This is a genomic window from Alkalihalophilus pseudofirmus OF4 (assembly GCF_000005825.2).
GTDB lineage: Bacteria > Bacillota > Bacilli > Bacillales > Bacillaceae_D > Alkalihalophilus > Alkalihalophilus pseudofirmus.
In genome coordinates this window covers 326,741-343,883 of the sequence record NC_013791.2, presented here as the reverse complement: position 1 = coordinate 343,883, position 17,143 = coordinate 326,741, and the positions used below count along the sequence as shown (strand labels likewise).

Genomic DNA, 17,143 nt, shown 5'->3' with positions numbered 1-17,143 from the left:
TTCTTTTTCTTTCTATTATATAGGAGATCTTTTGCCTCCGTCCTTATTCTTGATCAATTAATTTAGACAGATAGGTGATTACCCCTTTTCTCCCTAAAGACTGAATAGCTTTTATCGTATGTGAGACCTGCTGAAGCTTCCCTTTTTTCTCTAGCATATGAATGATTCGATGCACAGGAACTTTCTTATTTGTCTTAGGTGAAATAATCTCATCTTCCTTATAAATCCCAAAATGATCTTCTAAATAATGTGTAAGCACATATATCAACCCTTCCTTCTATTATTTTCCTTATTAAGATCTTAACGTATTACAGCTTGGCTACACTATTGCTCTGTCAGTTTATCTACTCAAAAAACTAAATGAGTCATGTTCTCTTACAATCCATCTTATTTTTGGGACACCTCAACTCTGAGTTACATAGTATATGGCAAGACCTGCAGTTTCGTTCTTCTGCATATTATTCGGACGGGCAATGAACGACGGGTTTTAAAAGTAACTGTTTGAAAGGAGGAAATGATAATGCTTAATGAACTTAAACCAATCTTTATCTTCTTCACTCTCTTTTTAGTCGTTTGTTTTAGTGTTATGACCTATTTAGGCTATCAAATGATTGAAATAAAGACAGAAAGAGTAGAAATGCTTAAAGGAGAAATTATAGAGAAGCATGAAGCAGGAGATTCCGTAACGAGCGAATTACGTCAATATACACATGAAGTCAGCACACTAGAAAAGCAGCATAACTTACTGTATACATGGTACTTTAAATATCTTTTTGATTACCCAGAACGAACTCCAATGTATTGGGACAGGCATAACTCTGAATTAATTATCGGTGAGAGGTCATAGAGTATATAGAGGAAGATAGGAAGATAGGAAGATAGGAAGGGCCGGGTCCAAGCGCTTGTTTGATTGATATAGGCGCGCAGCTGCTCCGGTCACTAATTGCGTCAGTACGAGCGGCTATTACGTTGGCAGACTCCTTAATTGCGCCTATCCTTTTAATGATCGCGTCACTTGAGACGTCAATTGCGCCAATGTCAGCTGATTGCGTCTGTTCAGGTGGGAAATGCGTCATTGTGGGGAACCATTGTTTCTACTTTATTCATTATTGCGCCGGTTCCATGGTCAAACTTATATGAATAGGAAAGTAAAAAGCACAACCCGATTGGATTGTGCTTTATCGCCTGGCAACGTCCTACTCTCACAGGGGGAAGCCCCCAACTACCATCGGCGCAAAAGAGCTTAACGACCGTGTTCGGCATGGGAACGGGTGTGACCTCTTTGCTATCGCCACCAAGCTATAGAATTGAGATGGTTCTCTCAAAACTAGATAATGTGTAAACATACGTCAAGAATAATTTGGATAAGTCCTCGACCGATTAGTATCTGTCAGCTCCACATGTCGCCATGCTTCCACACCAGACCTATCAACCTCATCATCTCTAAGGGGTCTTACTGGATTAACTCCATGGGAAATCTCATCTTGAGGGGGGCTTCATGCTTAGATGCTTTCAGCACTTATCCCGTCCACACGTAGCTACCCAGCGATGCTCCTGGCGGAACAACTGGTACACCAGCGGTGTGTCCATCCCGGTCCTCTCGTACTAAGGACAGCTCCTCTCAAATTTCCTACGCCCGCGACGGATAGGGACCGAACTGTCTCACGACGTTCTGAACCCAGCTCGCGTACCGCTTTAATGGGCGAACAGCCCAACCCTTGGGACCTACTTCAGCCCCAGGATGCGATGAGCCGACATCGAGGTGCCAAACCTCCCCGTCGATGTGGACTCTTGGGGGAGATAAGCCTGTTATCCCCAGGGTAGCTTTTATCCGTTGAGCGATGGCCCTTCCATGCGGAACCACCGGATCACTAAGCCCGACTTTCGTCCCTGCTCGACTTGTAGGTCTCGCAGTCAAGCTCCCTTTTGCCTTTGCACTCTACGAATGATTTCCAACCATTCTGAGGGAACCTTTGGGCGCCTCCGTTACTGTTTAGGAGGCGACCGCCCCAGTCAAACTGCCCACCTGACACTGTCCCTGAACCGGATCACGGCTCGAGGTTAGAATGTCAGCACAGTCAGGGTAGTATCCCACCGACGCCTCCATCGAAGCTGGCGCTCCGACTTCCAAGGCTCCTACCTATCCTGTACAAACTGTACCAACATCCAATATCAAGCTACAGTAAAGCTCCATGGGGTCTTTCCGTCCTGTCGCGGGTAACCTGCATCTTCACAGGTACTATAATTTCACCGGGTCTCTCGTTGAGACAGTATCCAAGTCGTTACACCATTCGTGCGGGTCGGAACTTACCCGACAAGGAATTTCGCTACCTTAGGACCGTTATAGTTACGGCCGCCGTTTACTGGGGCTTCAATTCAGAGCTTCTCCCGTAAGGGATAACCCCTCCTCTTAACCTTCCAGCACCGGGCAGGTGTCAGCCCCTATACTTCGCCTTGCGGCTTCGCAGAGACCTGTGTTTTTGCTAAACAGTCGCTTGGATCTTTTCACTGCGGCTCTCTCGGGCATACACCCTACCAGAGCACCCCTTCTCCCGAAGTTACGGGGTCATTTTGCCGAGTTCCTTAACGAGAGTTCTCCCGAGCGTCTTAGAATTCTCTTCTCGCCTACCTGTGTCGGTTTGCGGTACGGGCACCTCTCACCTCGCTAGAGGCTTTTCTTGGCAGTGGAGGATCAGGAACTTCGGTACTACATTTCCCTCGCCATCACAACTCAGCCTTCGCGAGAAGCGGATTTGCCTACTTCTCAGCCTAATTGCTTGGACGCACATATCCATCAGTGCGCTTACCCTACCTTACTGCGTCCCCCCATTACTCAAACGGTGAGGAGGTGGTACAGGAATTTCAACCTGTTGTCCATCGCCTACGCTTTTCAGCCTCGGCTTAGGTCCCGACTTACCCTGAGCGGACGAGCCTTCCTCAGGAAACCTTGGGCTTTCGACGGAGGGGATTCTCACCCCTCTTTTCGCTACTCATACCGGCATTCTCACTTCTAAGCGCTCCACCAGTCCTCACGATCTGACTTCGCTGCACTTAGAACGCTCCCCTACCACTGACACCTAAGGTGTCAATCCATAGCTTCGGTGATACGTTTAGCCCCGGTACATTTTCGGCGCAGAGTCACTCGACCAGTGAGCTATTACGCACTCTTTAAATGGTGGCTGCTTCTAAGCCAACATCCTGGTTGTCTGGGCAACTCCACATCCTTTTCCACTTAACGTATACTTTGGGACCTTAGCTGATGGTCTGGGCTGTTTCCCTCTTGACTACGGATCTTAGCACTCGCAGTCTGACTCCCGAGTAAAAGTTTTTGGCATTCGGAGTTTGACTGAATTCGGTAATCCTGTGGGGACCCCTAGTCCAATCAGTGCTCTACCTCCAAAACTCTCAACCTCGAGGCTAGCCCTAAAGCTATTTCGGGGAGAACCAGCTATTTCCGAGTTCGATTGGCATTTCACCCCTACCCACACCTCATCCCCGCATTTTTCAACATGCGTGGGTTCGGGCCTCCATTCAGTGTTACCTGAACTTCACCCTGGACATGGGTAGATCACACGGTTTCGGGTCTACGACGGCGTACTCATTCGCCCTATTCAGACTCGCTTTCGCTACGGCTCCGCCTTATCAGCTTAACCTTGCACGACATCGTAACTCGCCGGTTCATTCTACAAAAGGCACGCTGTCACCCATTAACGGGCTCCAACTAGTTGTAGGCACACGGTTTCAGGATCTGTTTCACTCCCCTTCCGGGGTGCTTTTCACCTTTCCCTCACGGTACTGGTTCACTATCGGTCACTAGGGAGTATTTAGCCTTGGGAGATGGTCCTCCCGGATTCCGACGGGGTTTCACGTGTCCCGCCGTACTCAGGATCCACTCAGGAGGAAATAGAATTTCGACTACAGGGCTGTTACCTTGTGTCGCGGACCCTTCCAGATCGCTTCGCCTATCCTATTTCTTTGTAACTCCGTATAGAGTGTCCTACAACCCCAAGAGGCAAGCCTCTTGGTTTGGGCTGATACCGTTTCGCTCGCCGCTACTCAGGTAATCGCATTTGCTTTCTCTTCCTCTGGGTACTTAGATGTTTCAGTTCCCCAGGTCTGCCTCCTCATACCCTATGTATTCAGGTATGGGTACTATTCCATTACGAATAGTGGGTTCCCCCATTCGGATATCCTCGGATCAAAGCTCACTTACAGCTCCCCGAGGCGTTTCGCCGTTCGTCGCGTCCTTCTTCGGCTCCTAGTGCCAAGGCATTCACCGTGCGCCCTTTCTAACTTAACCAAAATTTAAAAAAGGTTGTTGAATTCTTGACATGCTCGTTCAATCTTCTCTATTAAAAGATACCGATGAACAAATATGTTTACATTTCATTATCTAGTTTTCAAAGAACCAAGTACTAACTCTTACTCAACTTGGTGAGAATTAGTATCTAATTGAAGGATAGTTCCTTCAAAACTGAACAAGGCTACTGACTTCATTTACATCATGTAACACTTCTCAGTTTTCGCTTCATGCAGCCTTGCGACGAGTAATCGCAGGAGCAAAAGCTTTTAATAGAGAGTTTTGTGTTCTCTCAAAACTGAACAAAAGATCCAAAGCGTATATGATCGTAAGATCATACATCGACTAGAGTAAATACTCCATAGAAAGGAGGTGATCCAGCCGCACCTTCCGATACGGCTACCTTGTTACGACTTCACCCCAATCATCTGTCCCACCTTAGGCGGCTGGCTCCAAAAGGTTACCTCACCGACTTCGGGTGTTACAAACTCTCGTGGTGTGACGGGCGGTGTGTACAAGGCCCGGGAACGTATTCACCGCGGCATGCTGATCCGCGATTACTAGCAATTCCGGCTTCATGTAGGCGAGTTGCAGCCTACAATCCGAACTGAGAATGGCTTTATGGGATTCGCTCAACCTCGCGGTTTTGCAGCCCTTTGTACCATCCATTGTAGCACGTGTGTAGCCCAGGTCATAAGGGGCATGATGATTTGACGTCATCCCCACCTTCCTCCGGTTTGTCACCGGCAGTCACCTTAGAGTGCCCAACTGAATGCTGGCAACTAAGATCAAGGGTTGCGCTCGTTGCGGGACTTAACCCAACATCTCACGACACGAGCTGACGACAACCATGCACCACCTGTCACTTTGTCCCCCGAAGGGGAAAGCTCTATCTCTAGAGTGGTCAAAGGATGTCAAGACCTGGTAAGGTTCTTCGCGTTGCTTCGAATTAAACCACATGCTCCACTGCTTGTGCGGGCCCCCGTCAATTCCTTTGAGTTTCAACCTTGCGGTCGTACTCCCCAGGCGGAGTGCTTAATGTGTTAACTTCGGCACTAAGGGCATCGAAACCCCTAACACCTAGCACTCATCGTTTACGGCGTGGACTACCAGGGTATCTAATCCTGTTTGCTCCCCACGCTTTCGCGCCTCAGCGTCAGTTACAGACCAGAGAGTCGCCTTCGCCACTGGTGTTCCTCCACATATCTACGCATTTCACCGCTACACGTGGAATTCCACTCTCCTCTTCTGTACTCAAGTCTCCCAGTTTCCAATGACCCTCCACGGTTGAGCCGTGGGCTTTCACATCAGACTTAAGAGACCGCCTGCGCGCGCTTTACGCCCAATAATTCCGGACAACGCTTGCCACCTACGTATTACCGCGGCTGCTGGCACGTAGTTAGCCGTGGCTTTCTGGTTAGGTACCGTCAAGGTGCCGCCTTATTCAAACGGCACTTGTTCTTCCCTAACAACAGAGCTTTACGATCCGAAAACCTTCATCACTCACGCGGCGTTGCTCCGTCAGACTTTCGTCCATTGCGGAAGATTCCCTACTGCTGCCTCCCGTAGGAGTCTGGGCCGTGTCTCAGTCCCAGTGTGGCCGATCACCCTCTCAGGTCGGCTACGCATCGTCGCCTTGGTAAGCCGTTACCTTACCAACTAGCTAATGCGCCGCGGGCCCATCTGTAAGTGATAGCCAGAGGCCATCTTTTACCGCTCCACCATGAGGTGGAACGGGTTATCCGGTATTAGCCCCGGTTTCCCGGAGTTATCCCAGTCTTACAGGCAGGTTGCCCACGTGTTACTCACCCGTCCGCCGCTAACATCAGGGAGCAAGCTCCCATCAGTCCGCTCGACTTGCATGTATTAGGCACGCCGCCAGCGTTCGTCCTGAGCCAGGATCAAACTCTCCATAAAAGTGTTTGATTAAGCTCAAAAATAATTCATTGACGAGATATCATGTATCTCTATTTCGCTTGGCTTTTGTTCAGTTTTCAAAGAACTTTTTTCCGTCGTTGTTAGCGACTTTATTATCTTATCAAATCAAGATTTGAAAGTCAACAACTTTTTTAAAAACATTTTTCGTTGCCGTTTGTCTTTCGTTGGCAACAGAGACTACTTTACCAGCCTTTTCGACAAGCGTCAATAGAAATATCAAAAATAATTGAGATTTGTCGTAAAATCAATTTATGACCTGACCTCCTTAATAAAGAACAACTCTCTTCCTCACGCAACAAAGAAAAAACTACAAGCTTTATAGATTAATATTATTGATGATTGCGCCATTTATATTTTAACGTTGCTTGCTTCAACGAGTGACGAATAAACCAGAGTAGTTAAGAGATAAAAGAATGATGCGTATATATAAGGATGAGTAAACGAATCAACACGGACCAAACTACATCAATATCCCTGAAAGGTTTGTACGATATGCCTTTTAATAATCAGTACTAACTTATAGGAAGAGCTAAATTTACAAAAGAAGGCCAAGTCAATCGACTTGGCCTTCTTTTCATTTTCTATTCTGTTAGGAACATGAAGTAAGCAATGAAGACAAAGAATAGTCCGTACATGATCGGGTGCACTTCTTTGCCGCGCCCTTTAAACAGCATCGTAATTGGGTACATGATAAATCCTAACGCAATCCCCGTTGCAATACTGTAAGTTAAAGGCATAGTTACAACCGTCAAAAAGGCCGGCACAGCAATCTCAAACTTTTTCCAATCAATTAATCCTAATGAGGAAGCCATCAGCACACCGACGATGATTAATGCAGGCGCTGTTACTTCAGCAGTGACCACCGCTAGTAACGGCGAGAAGAACAATGCGATTAAGAATAAGCCTGCAGTGACAACTGATGTAAATCCTGTACGTCCTCCTGCTGCAACACCTGAAGATGATTCGATATAAGCTGTAGTTGTTGACGTACCAAGGATCGCTCCGATAGATGTTGCACTTGAATCTGCTAATAACGCCTTACTTGCACGAGGCAGTTTATTATCTTTTACAAAACCAGCTTGGTTCGCTACAGCATATAATGTACCTGCTGTATCAAAGAAATCTACAAATAAGAATGTTAAAATAACAACAAGAAGTTGAATTGTGAAAACCGATGACCAGTCAATTGCAAATGCTTGGCCGAATGTTGGCGCTAAGCTAGGAACTGACCCAACAATTTGTTCTGGCATTCCAATAATTCCAGTTGCAATCCCAGCTAACGATGTAATAATCATTCCATAAAAAATGCCGCCTTTAAACCCTCGAACCATGAAGATCACAGTAATCACAAGACCGAATACAGCAAGCAATGTAGGGCCTGCCATCATATCACCAAGCGTTACCGCTGTTGCTTCATAAGGAACAACAATTCCAGCATTTTTCAATCCAATAAAAGCAATAAATAATCCGATACCAGCAGCTGCTGCATATTTTAGTTCTGCTGGGATCGCGTTAATGATTAACTCACGAATACGAAGAACCGTAATAAAGATAAAAATGATACCAGACATGAAAACACCGAATAACGCAACTTGCCAGTCAATCCCCATTCCAAGAACTACGGAATAAGCGAAGAAAGCATTAAGCCCCATCCCCGGAGCCAGGGCAATCGGGTAGTTGGCCACCACACCCATTATTAATGTACCAAGAGCCGCAGCCAGCGCAGTAGCAGTAAAGACAGCTCCCATATCCATTCCTGTATCAGCTAAAATAAGCGGATTTACAAATAAGATGTAAGCCATAGCGAGGAATGTCGTAACCCCGGCCACTGACTCTCGTCTGTAAGTTGTTCCACTTTCTTTGAACTTAAAAAAACGATCCATTTCTCTTCCCCCATATCAAATGTGATCGTCATATCGCATAAATAAAAAAGCTTTGAGTATCATCTACCCAAAGCTTAACCACTAAAAAATTCATGACCCCTCAATTCAAATGAAGAGTACCTGATTTTTCGTAGTCAAGCTATTTACGGTAGCTTGGTAGAGACTCGCAGGCCCTATTCCTGCAGTTATACGAAATGACATCTTTTATTTCTATAAAGAAGTCTATCAATCAGGTCGAATTTTGTCAATGCTATTCCCGAACATTAATTTATTTCCAGTTAATATCGTTCGTTTATTCCCACTCAATCGTTGCCGGCGGCTTAGAAGTAACGTCATACACTACACGGTTAACATTCTTTACTTCATTTACAATTCGAGTTGAAATAAGTTCTAGTACATCCCACGGGATACGAGCCCAATCAGAAGTCATCCCATCAATAGAAGTAACGGCGCGGATGCCTACTGTGTAATCATACGTGCGAGCATCACCCATTACACCAACACTTCTCATATCAGGAAGTGCCGTGAAGTACTGCCAAATCTCACGATCAAGCCCAGCTTTTTTAATTTCTTCACGTAAAATCGCATCTGATTCACGAACGATTTCAAGCTTCTCTTCTGTAATTTCTCCTAGAACACGGATTCCAAGACCCGGACCTGGGAACGGCTGACGCCAAACAATCTCATCTGGAATACCAAGCTCAGAACCAAGCTCACGTACTTCATCTTTAAATAACGTATTTAACGGCTCAATTAATGTGAACTTCATATCTTCAGGAAGTCCGCCTACATTATGGTGAGACTTAATCGTTTGTGCTGTATCTGTCCCACTTTCAATAATATCAGTGTAAAGTGTTCCTTGCGCTAAGAAGTCCATGTCCGTTAATTGGCTTGTTTCTTCTTCAAATACATAAATAAATTCATTTCCAATAATTTTGCGCTTTTGTTCAGGGTCAGATACACCTTTAAGCTTAGATAGGAAACGCTCTTGCGCATCAATTTTAATCACATTCATATTGAAGCCTTCACTGAATGTTTTCATAACACCTTCTGCTTCATCTTTACGAAGAAGACCATGGTCAATAAACATACACGTTAGTTGATCGCCAATTGCTTTGTGGATGAGTACTGCTACAACTGAAGAATCAACCCCGCCGCTTAATGCACATAATACTTTTTTATTTCCGACTTGCGCTCTAATTTTCTCCATTTCAATTTCAATGAAATTCTCCATTGACCATTCGCCGTGGCATTTACACACTTCAAATACAAAGTTCTTAAGCATTTCATTACCGAATTGTGAATGACGAACTTCAGGGTGGAACTGCACGCCATAGAAACCACGCTCAGCATTACTCATCGCAGCTACCGGACACGAAGGATTAAATGCATCGACTACGAAGCCTTCTGGAGGTGCTACAATTAGATCACCATGACTCATCCATACAGACTGCTCAATAGGAAGACCTTTAAAAATATCCGATTGGTTCTCAATGTTAATTAATGCTTTACCATACTCACGGTGGTTAGCAGCCTCTACTTTACCGCCAAAGTGATGAGTCATTAATTGCATACCGTAGCAAATCCCGAAGATCGGAATGCCTAAATCAAAAATAGCAGGATCCACTTGCGGAGCACCTTCTACATACGCGCTGTTAGGTCCGCCAGAGAAAATAATCCCTTTTGGGTTCATTTCTTTAATTTCTTCTGCTGTCAGCTTGTTAGAGTGAAGCTCACTGTATACGCCAAGATCACGAATACGACGTGTAATCAATTGATTGTACTGACCGCCAAAATCGAGTACAACGACCATTTCTTGATTTAATTCATTCATGTTATCCACCCTTTATCTAGTAAGATTCTGAGAAACCCCCAATATACAAAAAGCCAGAATTCACCTGCTCGTCCAAAAGAAACGTACAAAGGCAGAATTCTAGCTATACTAATTCTGCCTTCATAGTCAGATTATTTACGGCAATCCGGTAGAGACTCTTAGGCCATATTCCTAAGGATATACGAAGGTTCAATCTCTATTCACATTTTTAGCACGGATTCATTTTATCAATGAGCTATACACTGGTCAAGAATTGATTTGCTGAAGTAAGCGAATCCAGTGTTTTTTGTAATGTTCCCAACTTTCACTACTCTTTTTTCGGCCATAATAGATACGCTCGTATTCCTCTGTTAACCTAAGCATATCATCGCCTCCAAACGAAGCATCTATTCGCTTCGCATACTCCCTTAGGGTCTCCCCGTCTTGGCGTTTATATCCAATGTATCCAAGAAGCCACAAGAGTCTCCTATAAGCTTTCTCAAAGACTCCTTGATGATTCGACTTATGCTTAAACTGCGCTAAAACCAATATGCGCGCCAGCTTTTTATGATAAATCAGGATCACGATCGCCAAAATGAGTAAAAAGAAAATCGCAAGCAGTGCATTTGAAGAGACATTGGGGCCTTCTGTTTCGTTCGCACTTGAAGCAGCCTCTGATTCCTCGGCATCCTCAAGCTCTGCAAACACATCTTCTATATCCTGTTCTTCCCGTTCATTTTCCTCTGCTTGATCCGTCTCTTCATTCCCCTCTACTTCAGGTTCATTAAATTCATAGGCAGAATCAAATCCTCTAGTTGGTTCAAAAGGAACCCAGCCCACTTCTGGGAAATACACTTCAACCCACGAATGCGCGTTTCCATTCGTCACTTCATAGAGTTGGAGTCCGTCATCTAACGTATCGACCATTTCTCCTTGAGTAAATCCCTTCACCCATCTAGCAGGAATGTCTATTGAACGAAGCATGACAACCATTGACGTTGAAAAGTTATCACAGTAGCCTCTTTGAGTTTCAAATAAAAATTGATCGACATAGTCTTGTCCTTCATCCGGAACCGGAACATCCTCTGTTTCATAGGTGAATTCCGGGCTTTGGAAGTATTGTTCAATAGCTTTGGTGCGGTCATATTGATTGGTTTGATCTTCTGTTAGTTCCAAAGCCAATTCACGCACGCGGTCAGGTAAATCCTCCGGAAGCTGGGTATAGTAATATTCAAGGTCATCACTGATATTTCCACCAGCATTTCTTAAGCCTTCAATATCATATTCTGGATGCGCGTATTCAATTAAATAGTTTGAAAGGTCCACTGGTGAACCATTCCGAAATGTTGCTGCACGTTCTGTATATTGATCCTTCAAAAGCTCAGCATCACTTACAGAAGAGTAAGTAAGCAGTGTACCTGGATAGAACAAGTGAGGATACCTTCTGTCGGTTTCGCCATTAAAGAAAACTTCCGTATCTCGTTTAAAAAACGTCGCTCCCTCTGATTGGAGATCTTCTAGGACGGGTTCTTCTGCAGGCTGTTCGGGAGTTGTTGTCTCCCAGCCTCTTCCCGTATAAAAATCTTTCGTCTCTCCTCTCCAGTACTGTCCTTCTTCAAGGGCTGCATAAAATAACGGCGAATCATCTTGAACAAACCCTCCGCCAAGCTGCTCGTCATTATCTCCATATCCGATTCGCTGCGTGCCATCCCCGCCTTCTGCAGACGGATCTTCAAGTCCTACGGCCGCACGAACATAGGGGATCGGGTCATCCCACTGCGGTTCGGGCTTTGGTGAGAGGAAACCTAAAATACTTGCGCTTGTAATAAGAGCAACAAGTAAGAGGCCGATCTTAAGCGGAAGAAAGGATGGAACATGGTTAAATGTTTCTTTTTCCATCATTCGATAAATAGCTAGAAGGCCTAGCAGCAGAAAGCCAACGATAAATGCTCTAATAATTGCATACGTTGCATCATATAACGTGAAAGTATCGATTACGGTAATATAAACCACTGTAAAGATGAGGAAAAATAACACTCGTCTTGCATAAATAGTCCAATAAAAGAGCAGGTAGCTCATAATCGACAGCAATAAGAAGAAAAGAAAACTGCGAAATAGATCTGTTAAGGCATACCACTGCCCCGAGATCATATAACCGCCATTCAGCCAAAAATCAGCCAGAATAAGTTTGATCCACTCTGTTGTAAATAGCGGGCCTTCAAAAAAAACGAGAAATAACCCATAGGCGGTCACGATCATTTTCACAGGCAATGAAACATAGACCGGCAGCTGTAAGAAGGTCACTACAAAATAAATGGCCGTAATCATAATAAAGATATGAATAAAGCCCGTGTTTGTAATATGGGGCAGCGGCCATAACCACTCTAGCAGCAGAATAAAACTCATCATATATAATAAGAGATCACGACTTGTATCTATTTGCTTTTTTTGCATAATTAACTTCATCGCTTCACACCACCAATAGGTAAAACATGAACCTTAATTCCTTTTTGTTTAAGCTTCTGTGTCATCACTTGATCCCTTAGGTCTTCTGTATATAAAACAACATGAGGTGAGATCTTCTGTTCCTTCATGACAGTTAATGCTGCGATTAGCTCTGCGTTAAGTTCAGCTGACACGACATAGACGTTTTTCCCTCTCCACTCACGGTACATTTTATGGATAGGAGGCGGTCCCGACTTCTCAGGTTTAACTTTAGCGAGCAGCTTGAGCGCAAGCGGAAGATTCGCTTGTTTAATGTCATACGACTGCCAATTTACCGATCGTATGGAAAATGAAGCATTAGGGCTGCCCTTAACAATAGTAGCAATAAGAGAGGCAGAGAGCTCAACCGTCTTCTCAAATCGTTCACTAGATGGCTGCTTCATATAAGGCTCAAAAAGCACAACTGCCCCGTCATTACGGAACGTTTCAAACTCTTTAGTCATTAATTGCGAAACTCGGGCTGACTGCTTCCAATTAATGCTTGTCAAACGGTCTCCTGGTGTATAGCTGCGTACCCCTGCTAAAGAACGCTCTTCTTCAAGAGATTGATCAGGCCTAGTTCCTTCTTCAATTTGAGAATGGTCGGCCCTTGGCAAACTATTTAACACCTTAAAAGCAGGGTAAACGATAAAGGTGGATTCAGATTCAACTTTAAACTTCTTTTCAAAGAGGCCAAAAAGGTCACCAAACGACAGTTCCGTTTTTGTTAATGTATGCTCACCGCGTTTTACACCTTTAATCTTGTAAGTAAACCGAAGCTCATTAGAAAAGGAAAAGAAAAAGAGTGCGCTATATGAAGTCTGGCTTCCGATATTGTTTGGGACAATATCTCGAACCCTTACATAGAAAAAAGGCTGGAAACGACTTTTCTTTAAGATGACCTCCACTTCAATAGAGTCTCCTGAATAAAGAACAGTAGAAGACAATTTCCTCTCTACTTTAAACCCTTTTAAATTAAACAGGCCGACAAGTACCGTTAACCCAATCAACGTTACAACGCTGTAAAACAGAAACCAACTAACAAATCCCCCTTGAAACATCGCATAGGCATACGTTCCGGCAACGATAAGCAGAAGAATAATAAGTTTTGTAATGGTCCCTAGCGCTCTAAACATTCGCTCAATCACAGTGTAGCCACCTTGTCACCTGTTACAGGTACTCTTACTTGCCCAAGGATCTCATTGACAATTGATTTAACCTCTACATTTGACATCTTAGCCTCAGGACTTAAAATCATGCGGTGTGACATCGTCCATTCCGCTAAATGTTTGACATCATCAGGAAGGACAAAATCACGGCCTTTCAGTAACGCATAAGCTTGTGCGGCTTTCATTAAAGCGATCGCTCCACGAGGACTTACGCCAAGTTCCACAGCCGCATGCTTTCGTGTAGCTTGTACTAAACTGATAATATAGCCTTTCACCTGTTCATCTACTAAAATACCAGCCGTTCTCTTTTGGATATCTAGTACGTCTTCTATAGACATTACTGCTTCAACTGCATCAACAGGGTGACCAAACTCTACTCTCCGTAATACTTCAAGCTCTTCTTCAGCTGTAGGATAACCTAGTTCGATCTTTAATAAAAAGCGGTCTAATTGTGCTTCTGGCAATGGATAGGTGCCCGCGTATTCTACTGGATTTTGTGTGGCCATGACAAAGAACGGTGATGGAAGACTAAGAGTATCTCCATCAACAGTCACACTCCCCTCCTCTAGAGACTCTAAGAGAGCAGCTTGGGTTTTTGGAGACGTTCGATTAATTTCATCAGCCAGGACAATATTTGCCATAATCGGACCTGCTCTAAATTCAAATTGTTGAGTTTGTTGATTATAAATAGAAACCCCTGTCACATCAGAAGGCAAAAGGTCCGGTGTAAATTGAATTCGTTTAAAATCCGCTCCAAGCGATCTGGCAATGGCTTTAACCATAACGGTTTTACCAACTCCAGGGACATCTTCTAGCAAAACATGTCCACCAGCAAATAAAGCGACTAAACTTAATTCAATTTCCTTTCTTTTTCCAACTACGACACGTTCAATATTTTCAATCATTCCATCTATTTTAGCGACTAGTTCCTGCATGCAGCTTCCTCCGTTCAATCATTATTTATTTATAATTCTATTAATAAATGAATTAAGATTTTTTCAGTAGAAAACAGACAGCTATATTAAGGAATTCATTTAATAGACTTATCTTATATTCATCATATCATCTCTAGGTCTATTAGGTCCCTACATTTGTTTTACCAATATGGTTTATCCATTTTGTTATACCTATAAAAGTCGGATTTCAAACCACTGGATAACGATAAAAAGAGCCGCACGGCAGCTCTTTACAATACTTAGTAGTAATACCCATAAGGCAAGTACGGGTTATAGTAGATTGGATATTGGTACGGCCCATATCCATATGGCTGATACAGCGCACTGCCAAGAAGTCCGCCTAGAACTCCGCCAACAAATGCACCGCCGCCAAAACCAGGCCCCCAGTAAGGTCTTCTTCCTCCCCATCCAGGCCGGCCGCCCCAGCCTGGTCGTCCTCCCATAGGTCTCCTCATATCTTGAAATTGATGTGGATTCACATTGATTCACTCCCCAGTAAACTGTTCACTCTTCCCTTTACCATATGCACTCATCTATAGGTCAGTGACAGGGGTTCTGCTCAATAGGTAAAAATAGGTTTTTATTGCCAGAGATAAAAAGTATGATAGAGATACAAAGGGAGGGACATGCAGATGAAGATACGTTATGTAACAGAAAAAGATGCACCAGAATTGCTTAAATTATTTAAAGAATTAGATGCATCAGAGATGATGCTTTATAACCCTGGGGAGAGAAGAAATAGTATTGAGCCAATTAAGTCGATGATTCATCACTTATCAAAGCCTCAATCCGCTCTCTTTGTAGCAGAAGTTGAGCAACAACTGGCGGGATACCTCACCGTCCAAGCAGGAGGTTTAGAAAGAATACGGCACCGTGCCTATATTACCCTCGGTGTATCAGCATCCTTCCGCGGGATGGGTATTGCCTCGGCATTGTTTAATTCCCTTTTCACCTGGGCTGCCGACCATCAAATAAGCCGGCTTGAATTAACTGTCATTAAGCATAATAAGCCGGCATTTGATCTCTACCGTAAAATGGGGTTCGTTCTTGAGGGGGAGAAAGTTCATTCTCTAATCATTAACGGTAAACCTGTAAATGAATACTACTTATACAAGCTGTTGTAGTTAAATAAACGTTTAATTAATGTTCCTTTATGACAAGACCTAAAATTTTCGCAAAACCAATTGCTTGCTCGGGCGATATGATACAGCCTTCTAATTGATCAATTGAAACTGTGAGGTTATCAAACGAGCAAGTACTAAGATCTACACCTTGGAGGCTCGGTCCTGAAAGATTTGCTTGGTCCATCTTACAATGAGCAAAAGAGGTATGCTTAAACACCGCTTCATAGAAATCTGCTCGATTTAATAATGTGTGTTCAAAGGCAACCCATTTACAATTGGCGAATCCAAAAGCAGAGTAATCCGCTTGGCACCCTTTGAATGTTGTATGCCGTATTGTACTCCCTGACACATTCATCCCTAATAATTTACAATCCTTCCATTCAACATGGTGAATAATGCTATCACTAAGATCAATATTTGAGAGGTCGCACTTATAAAATTCTACATCTACTAATTCAATCTGCCGAAACGAACAGGACTCAAAGGTCACCCCTTCAAAACGCAGTTTCTTAAAAGACAGTCTCTCTTCTTTTATCCCTTCAATTACTTGATCCTTTATTAGCCCATTCTCTATTCTTTCTTCTTCTCCTAAAAGGCTTGCGTCCCATTTTAATTCTTCAAGACGCGGCGGGAGATCAGGCTTTTTTATTTTCGGGGCCTTCTTTACCTGCTTACTCATTTTCCATTCCACCTTTTTGATGCAACGTCATCCATTCATCAATCGTTACAGATTTTACTTCGCCTGCCGCCGCGTCAACTTGGAAATATTCTTTTATTTCTTTCGAAGCACTCGTTATATAGTGATGCACTCGCTTAATCTGATCAGAGTCTTCTGCTGTCCTCTCTACCCAAGCAGGAAATTTATACGTCTTCTTCTTTAATTGACTTTGGACCTCAACCATCCCCTCATCAGCTAAATACTCTTCCCATTTTGATACACTCAAACTAGCAACATGACTTACATCTCGTAACTTTTCAAAGGTATTAAGATACTCTGCTAACTCTTCCTCTTCAGGTGCTACATTATCAATCATGAGGAATAAACCGCCTGGCTTTAAGACCCTGGCAGCTTCTGCAATGTATTGATCAGGGTTAGGAAAGTGGTGGGGAGCAATTCGGCAGGTTACAAGGTCGAATGTTCCCTCTAAAAACGGCAGATCTTCTGCATCGGCTACCACGTAGGTAATATTTGAGAATGATTTTTTAAGATGATTTGCTGTATTGGCCAGCATTGCTTTTGTTAAATCCGTTGCAAACACTTCTCTTACGTGCGGAGCAAGAGATTTCGCCACATGCCCTCCCCCTGTTGCAATATCAAGTGCGACCCAATCTGCCTTAGGCTGAATCCACTGAACTAGCTGCGGGAGGTCTTCCCCCTTAGCATGGGACTCACTCGCTACATATTTCTCAGCATTAGCACCAAATTGCTTCATCACTTCAGCTTTTTCCTCACTGCCTTTTCGAGCCGTCATCTCT

General features: G+C 43.9%; 11 protein-coding genes, 3 rRNA genes and 2 riboswitches. Of the genes, 2 read left to right on the top strand and 12 right to left on the bottom strand.

Annotation, left to right across the window (positions count from 1 at the left end):
* Nucleotides 1-43: 43 nt before the first annotated feature.
* On the bottom strand, nt 44-259 hold the full coding sequence (locus tag BPOF4_RS01820; RefSeq protein ID WP_012957343.1) for a hypothetical protein: 216 nt from the start codon (nt 257-259) through the stop codon (nt 44-46).
* Nucleotides 260-520: 261 nt separating this feature from the next.
* Between BPOF4_RS01820 and BPOF4_RS01815 the strand changes: the two genes are divergently transcribed.
* Nucleotides 521-847 (top strand): hypothetical protein, encoded by a 327-nt coding sequence (locus BPOF4_RS01815; protein WP_012957342.1) that lies wholly within the window; start codon nt 521-523, stop codon nt 845-847.
* 336 nt (nt 848-1,183) lie between these two features.
* Here BPOF4_RS01815 and rrf read toward each other — a convergent pair.
* The 9 genes from rrf to BPOF4_RS01770 form a co-directional block, all read right to left on the bottom strand.
* Nucleotides 1,184-1,299, bottom strand: a 5S ribosomal RNA gene (gene rrf / locus BPOF4_RS01810).
* A 61-nt stretch (nt 1,300-1,360) separates the two neighbouring features.
* Nucleotides 1,361-4,300: ribosomal RNA gene (locus BPOF4_RS01805) — 23S ribosomal RNA — on the bottom strand.
* 365 nt (nt 4,301-4,665) lie between these two features.
* Nucleotides 4,666-6,217, bottom strand: a 16S ribosomal RNA gene (locus BPOF4_RS01800).
* Together the 16S, 23S and 5S rRNA genes form the textbook arrangement of a ribosomal RNA operon.
* Nucleotides 6,218-6,819: 602 nt before the next feature.
* The gene (locus BPOF4_RS01795) at nt 6,820-8,121 is read right to left on the bottom strand and encodes an NCS2 family permease (RefSeq protein WP_012957341.1); all 1,302 of its coding nucleotides are present in this window, start codon (nt 8,119-8,121) and stop codon (nt 6,820-6,822) included.
* Nucleotides 8,122-8,232: 111 nt separating this feature from the next.
* Nucleotides 8,233-8,334: riboswitch (purine riboswitch) on the bottom strand.
* A gap of 79 nt (nt 8,335-8,413) precedes the next feature.
* Complete coding sequence (guaA, locus tag BPOF4_RS01790; protein ID WP_012957340.1) at nt 8,414-9,955, bottom strand: glutamine-hydrolyzing GMP synthase; 1,542 nt, start codon at nt 9,953-9,955, stop codon at nt 8,414-8,416.
* Between the two features lie 103 nt (nt 9,956-10,058).
* Nucleotides 10,059-10,160: riboswitch (purine riboswitch) on the bottom strand.
* A 41-nt stretch (nt 10,161-10,201) separates the two neighbouring features.
* Nucleotides 10,202-12,400 (bottom strand): transglutaminase TgpA family protein, encoded by a 2,199-nt coding sequence (locus tag BPOF4_RS01785; protein WP_012957339.1) that lies wholly within the window; start codon nt 12,398-12,400, stop codon nt 10,202-10,204.
* Nucleotides 12,397-13,566, bottom strand: a complete 1,170-nt coding sequence (locus tag BPOF4_RS01780; protein ID WP_012957338.1) for a DUF58 domain-containing protein — start codon at nt 13,564-13,566, stop codon at nt 12,397-12,399. The genes BPOF4_RS01785 and BPOF4_RS01780 overlap by 4 nt, the downstream gene beginning before the upstream one ends.
* Nucleotides 13,563-14,522, bottom strand: a complete 960-nt coding sequence (locus BPOF4_RS01775; RefSeq protein WP_012957337.1) for an AAA family ATPase — start codon at nt 14,520-14,522, stop codon at nt 13,563-13,565. The genes BPOF4_RS01780 and BPOF4_RS01775 overlap by 4 nt, the downstream gene beginning before the upstream one ends.
* A 260-nt stretch (nt 14,523-14,782) precedes the next feature.
* Nucleotides 14,783-14,986 (bottom strand): hypothetical protein, encoded by a 204-nt coding sequence (locus BPOF4_RS01770; RefSeq protein ID WP_411809984.1) that lies wholly within the window; start codon nt 14,984-14,986, stop codon nt 14,783-14,785.
* 189 nt (nt 14,987-15,175) lie between these two features.
* Between BPOF4_RS01770 and BPOF4_RS01765 the strand changes: the two genes are divergently transcribed.
* Nucleotides 15,176-15,667: a GNAT family N-acetyltransferase gene (locus BPOF4_RS01765; RefSeq protein WP_012957335.1), complete on the top strand. Its 492-nt coding sequence runs from the start codon at nt 15,176-15,178 to the stop codon at nt 15,665-15,667.
* Nucleotides 15,668-15,683: 16 nt separating this feature from the next.
* Here BPOF4_RS01765 and BPOF4_RS01760 read toward each other — a convergent pair whose 3' ends face one another.
* A complete protein-coding gene (locus BPOF4_RS01760; protein WP_012957334.1) occupies nt 15,684-16,346 on the bottom strand; it encodes a pentapeptide repeat-containing protein in 663 nt (220 codons plus the stop codon).
* Nucleotides 16,339-17,139, bottom strand: a complete 801-nt coding sequence (locus BPOF4_RS01755) for a class I SAM-dependent methyltransferase (RefSeq protein WP_012957333.1) — start codon at nt 17,137-17,139, stop codon at nt 16,339-16,341. The genes BPOF4_RS01760 and BPOF4_RS01755 overlap by 8 nt, the downstream gene beginning before the upstream one ends.
* Nucleotides 17,140-17,143 lie beyond the last annotated feature (4 nt).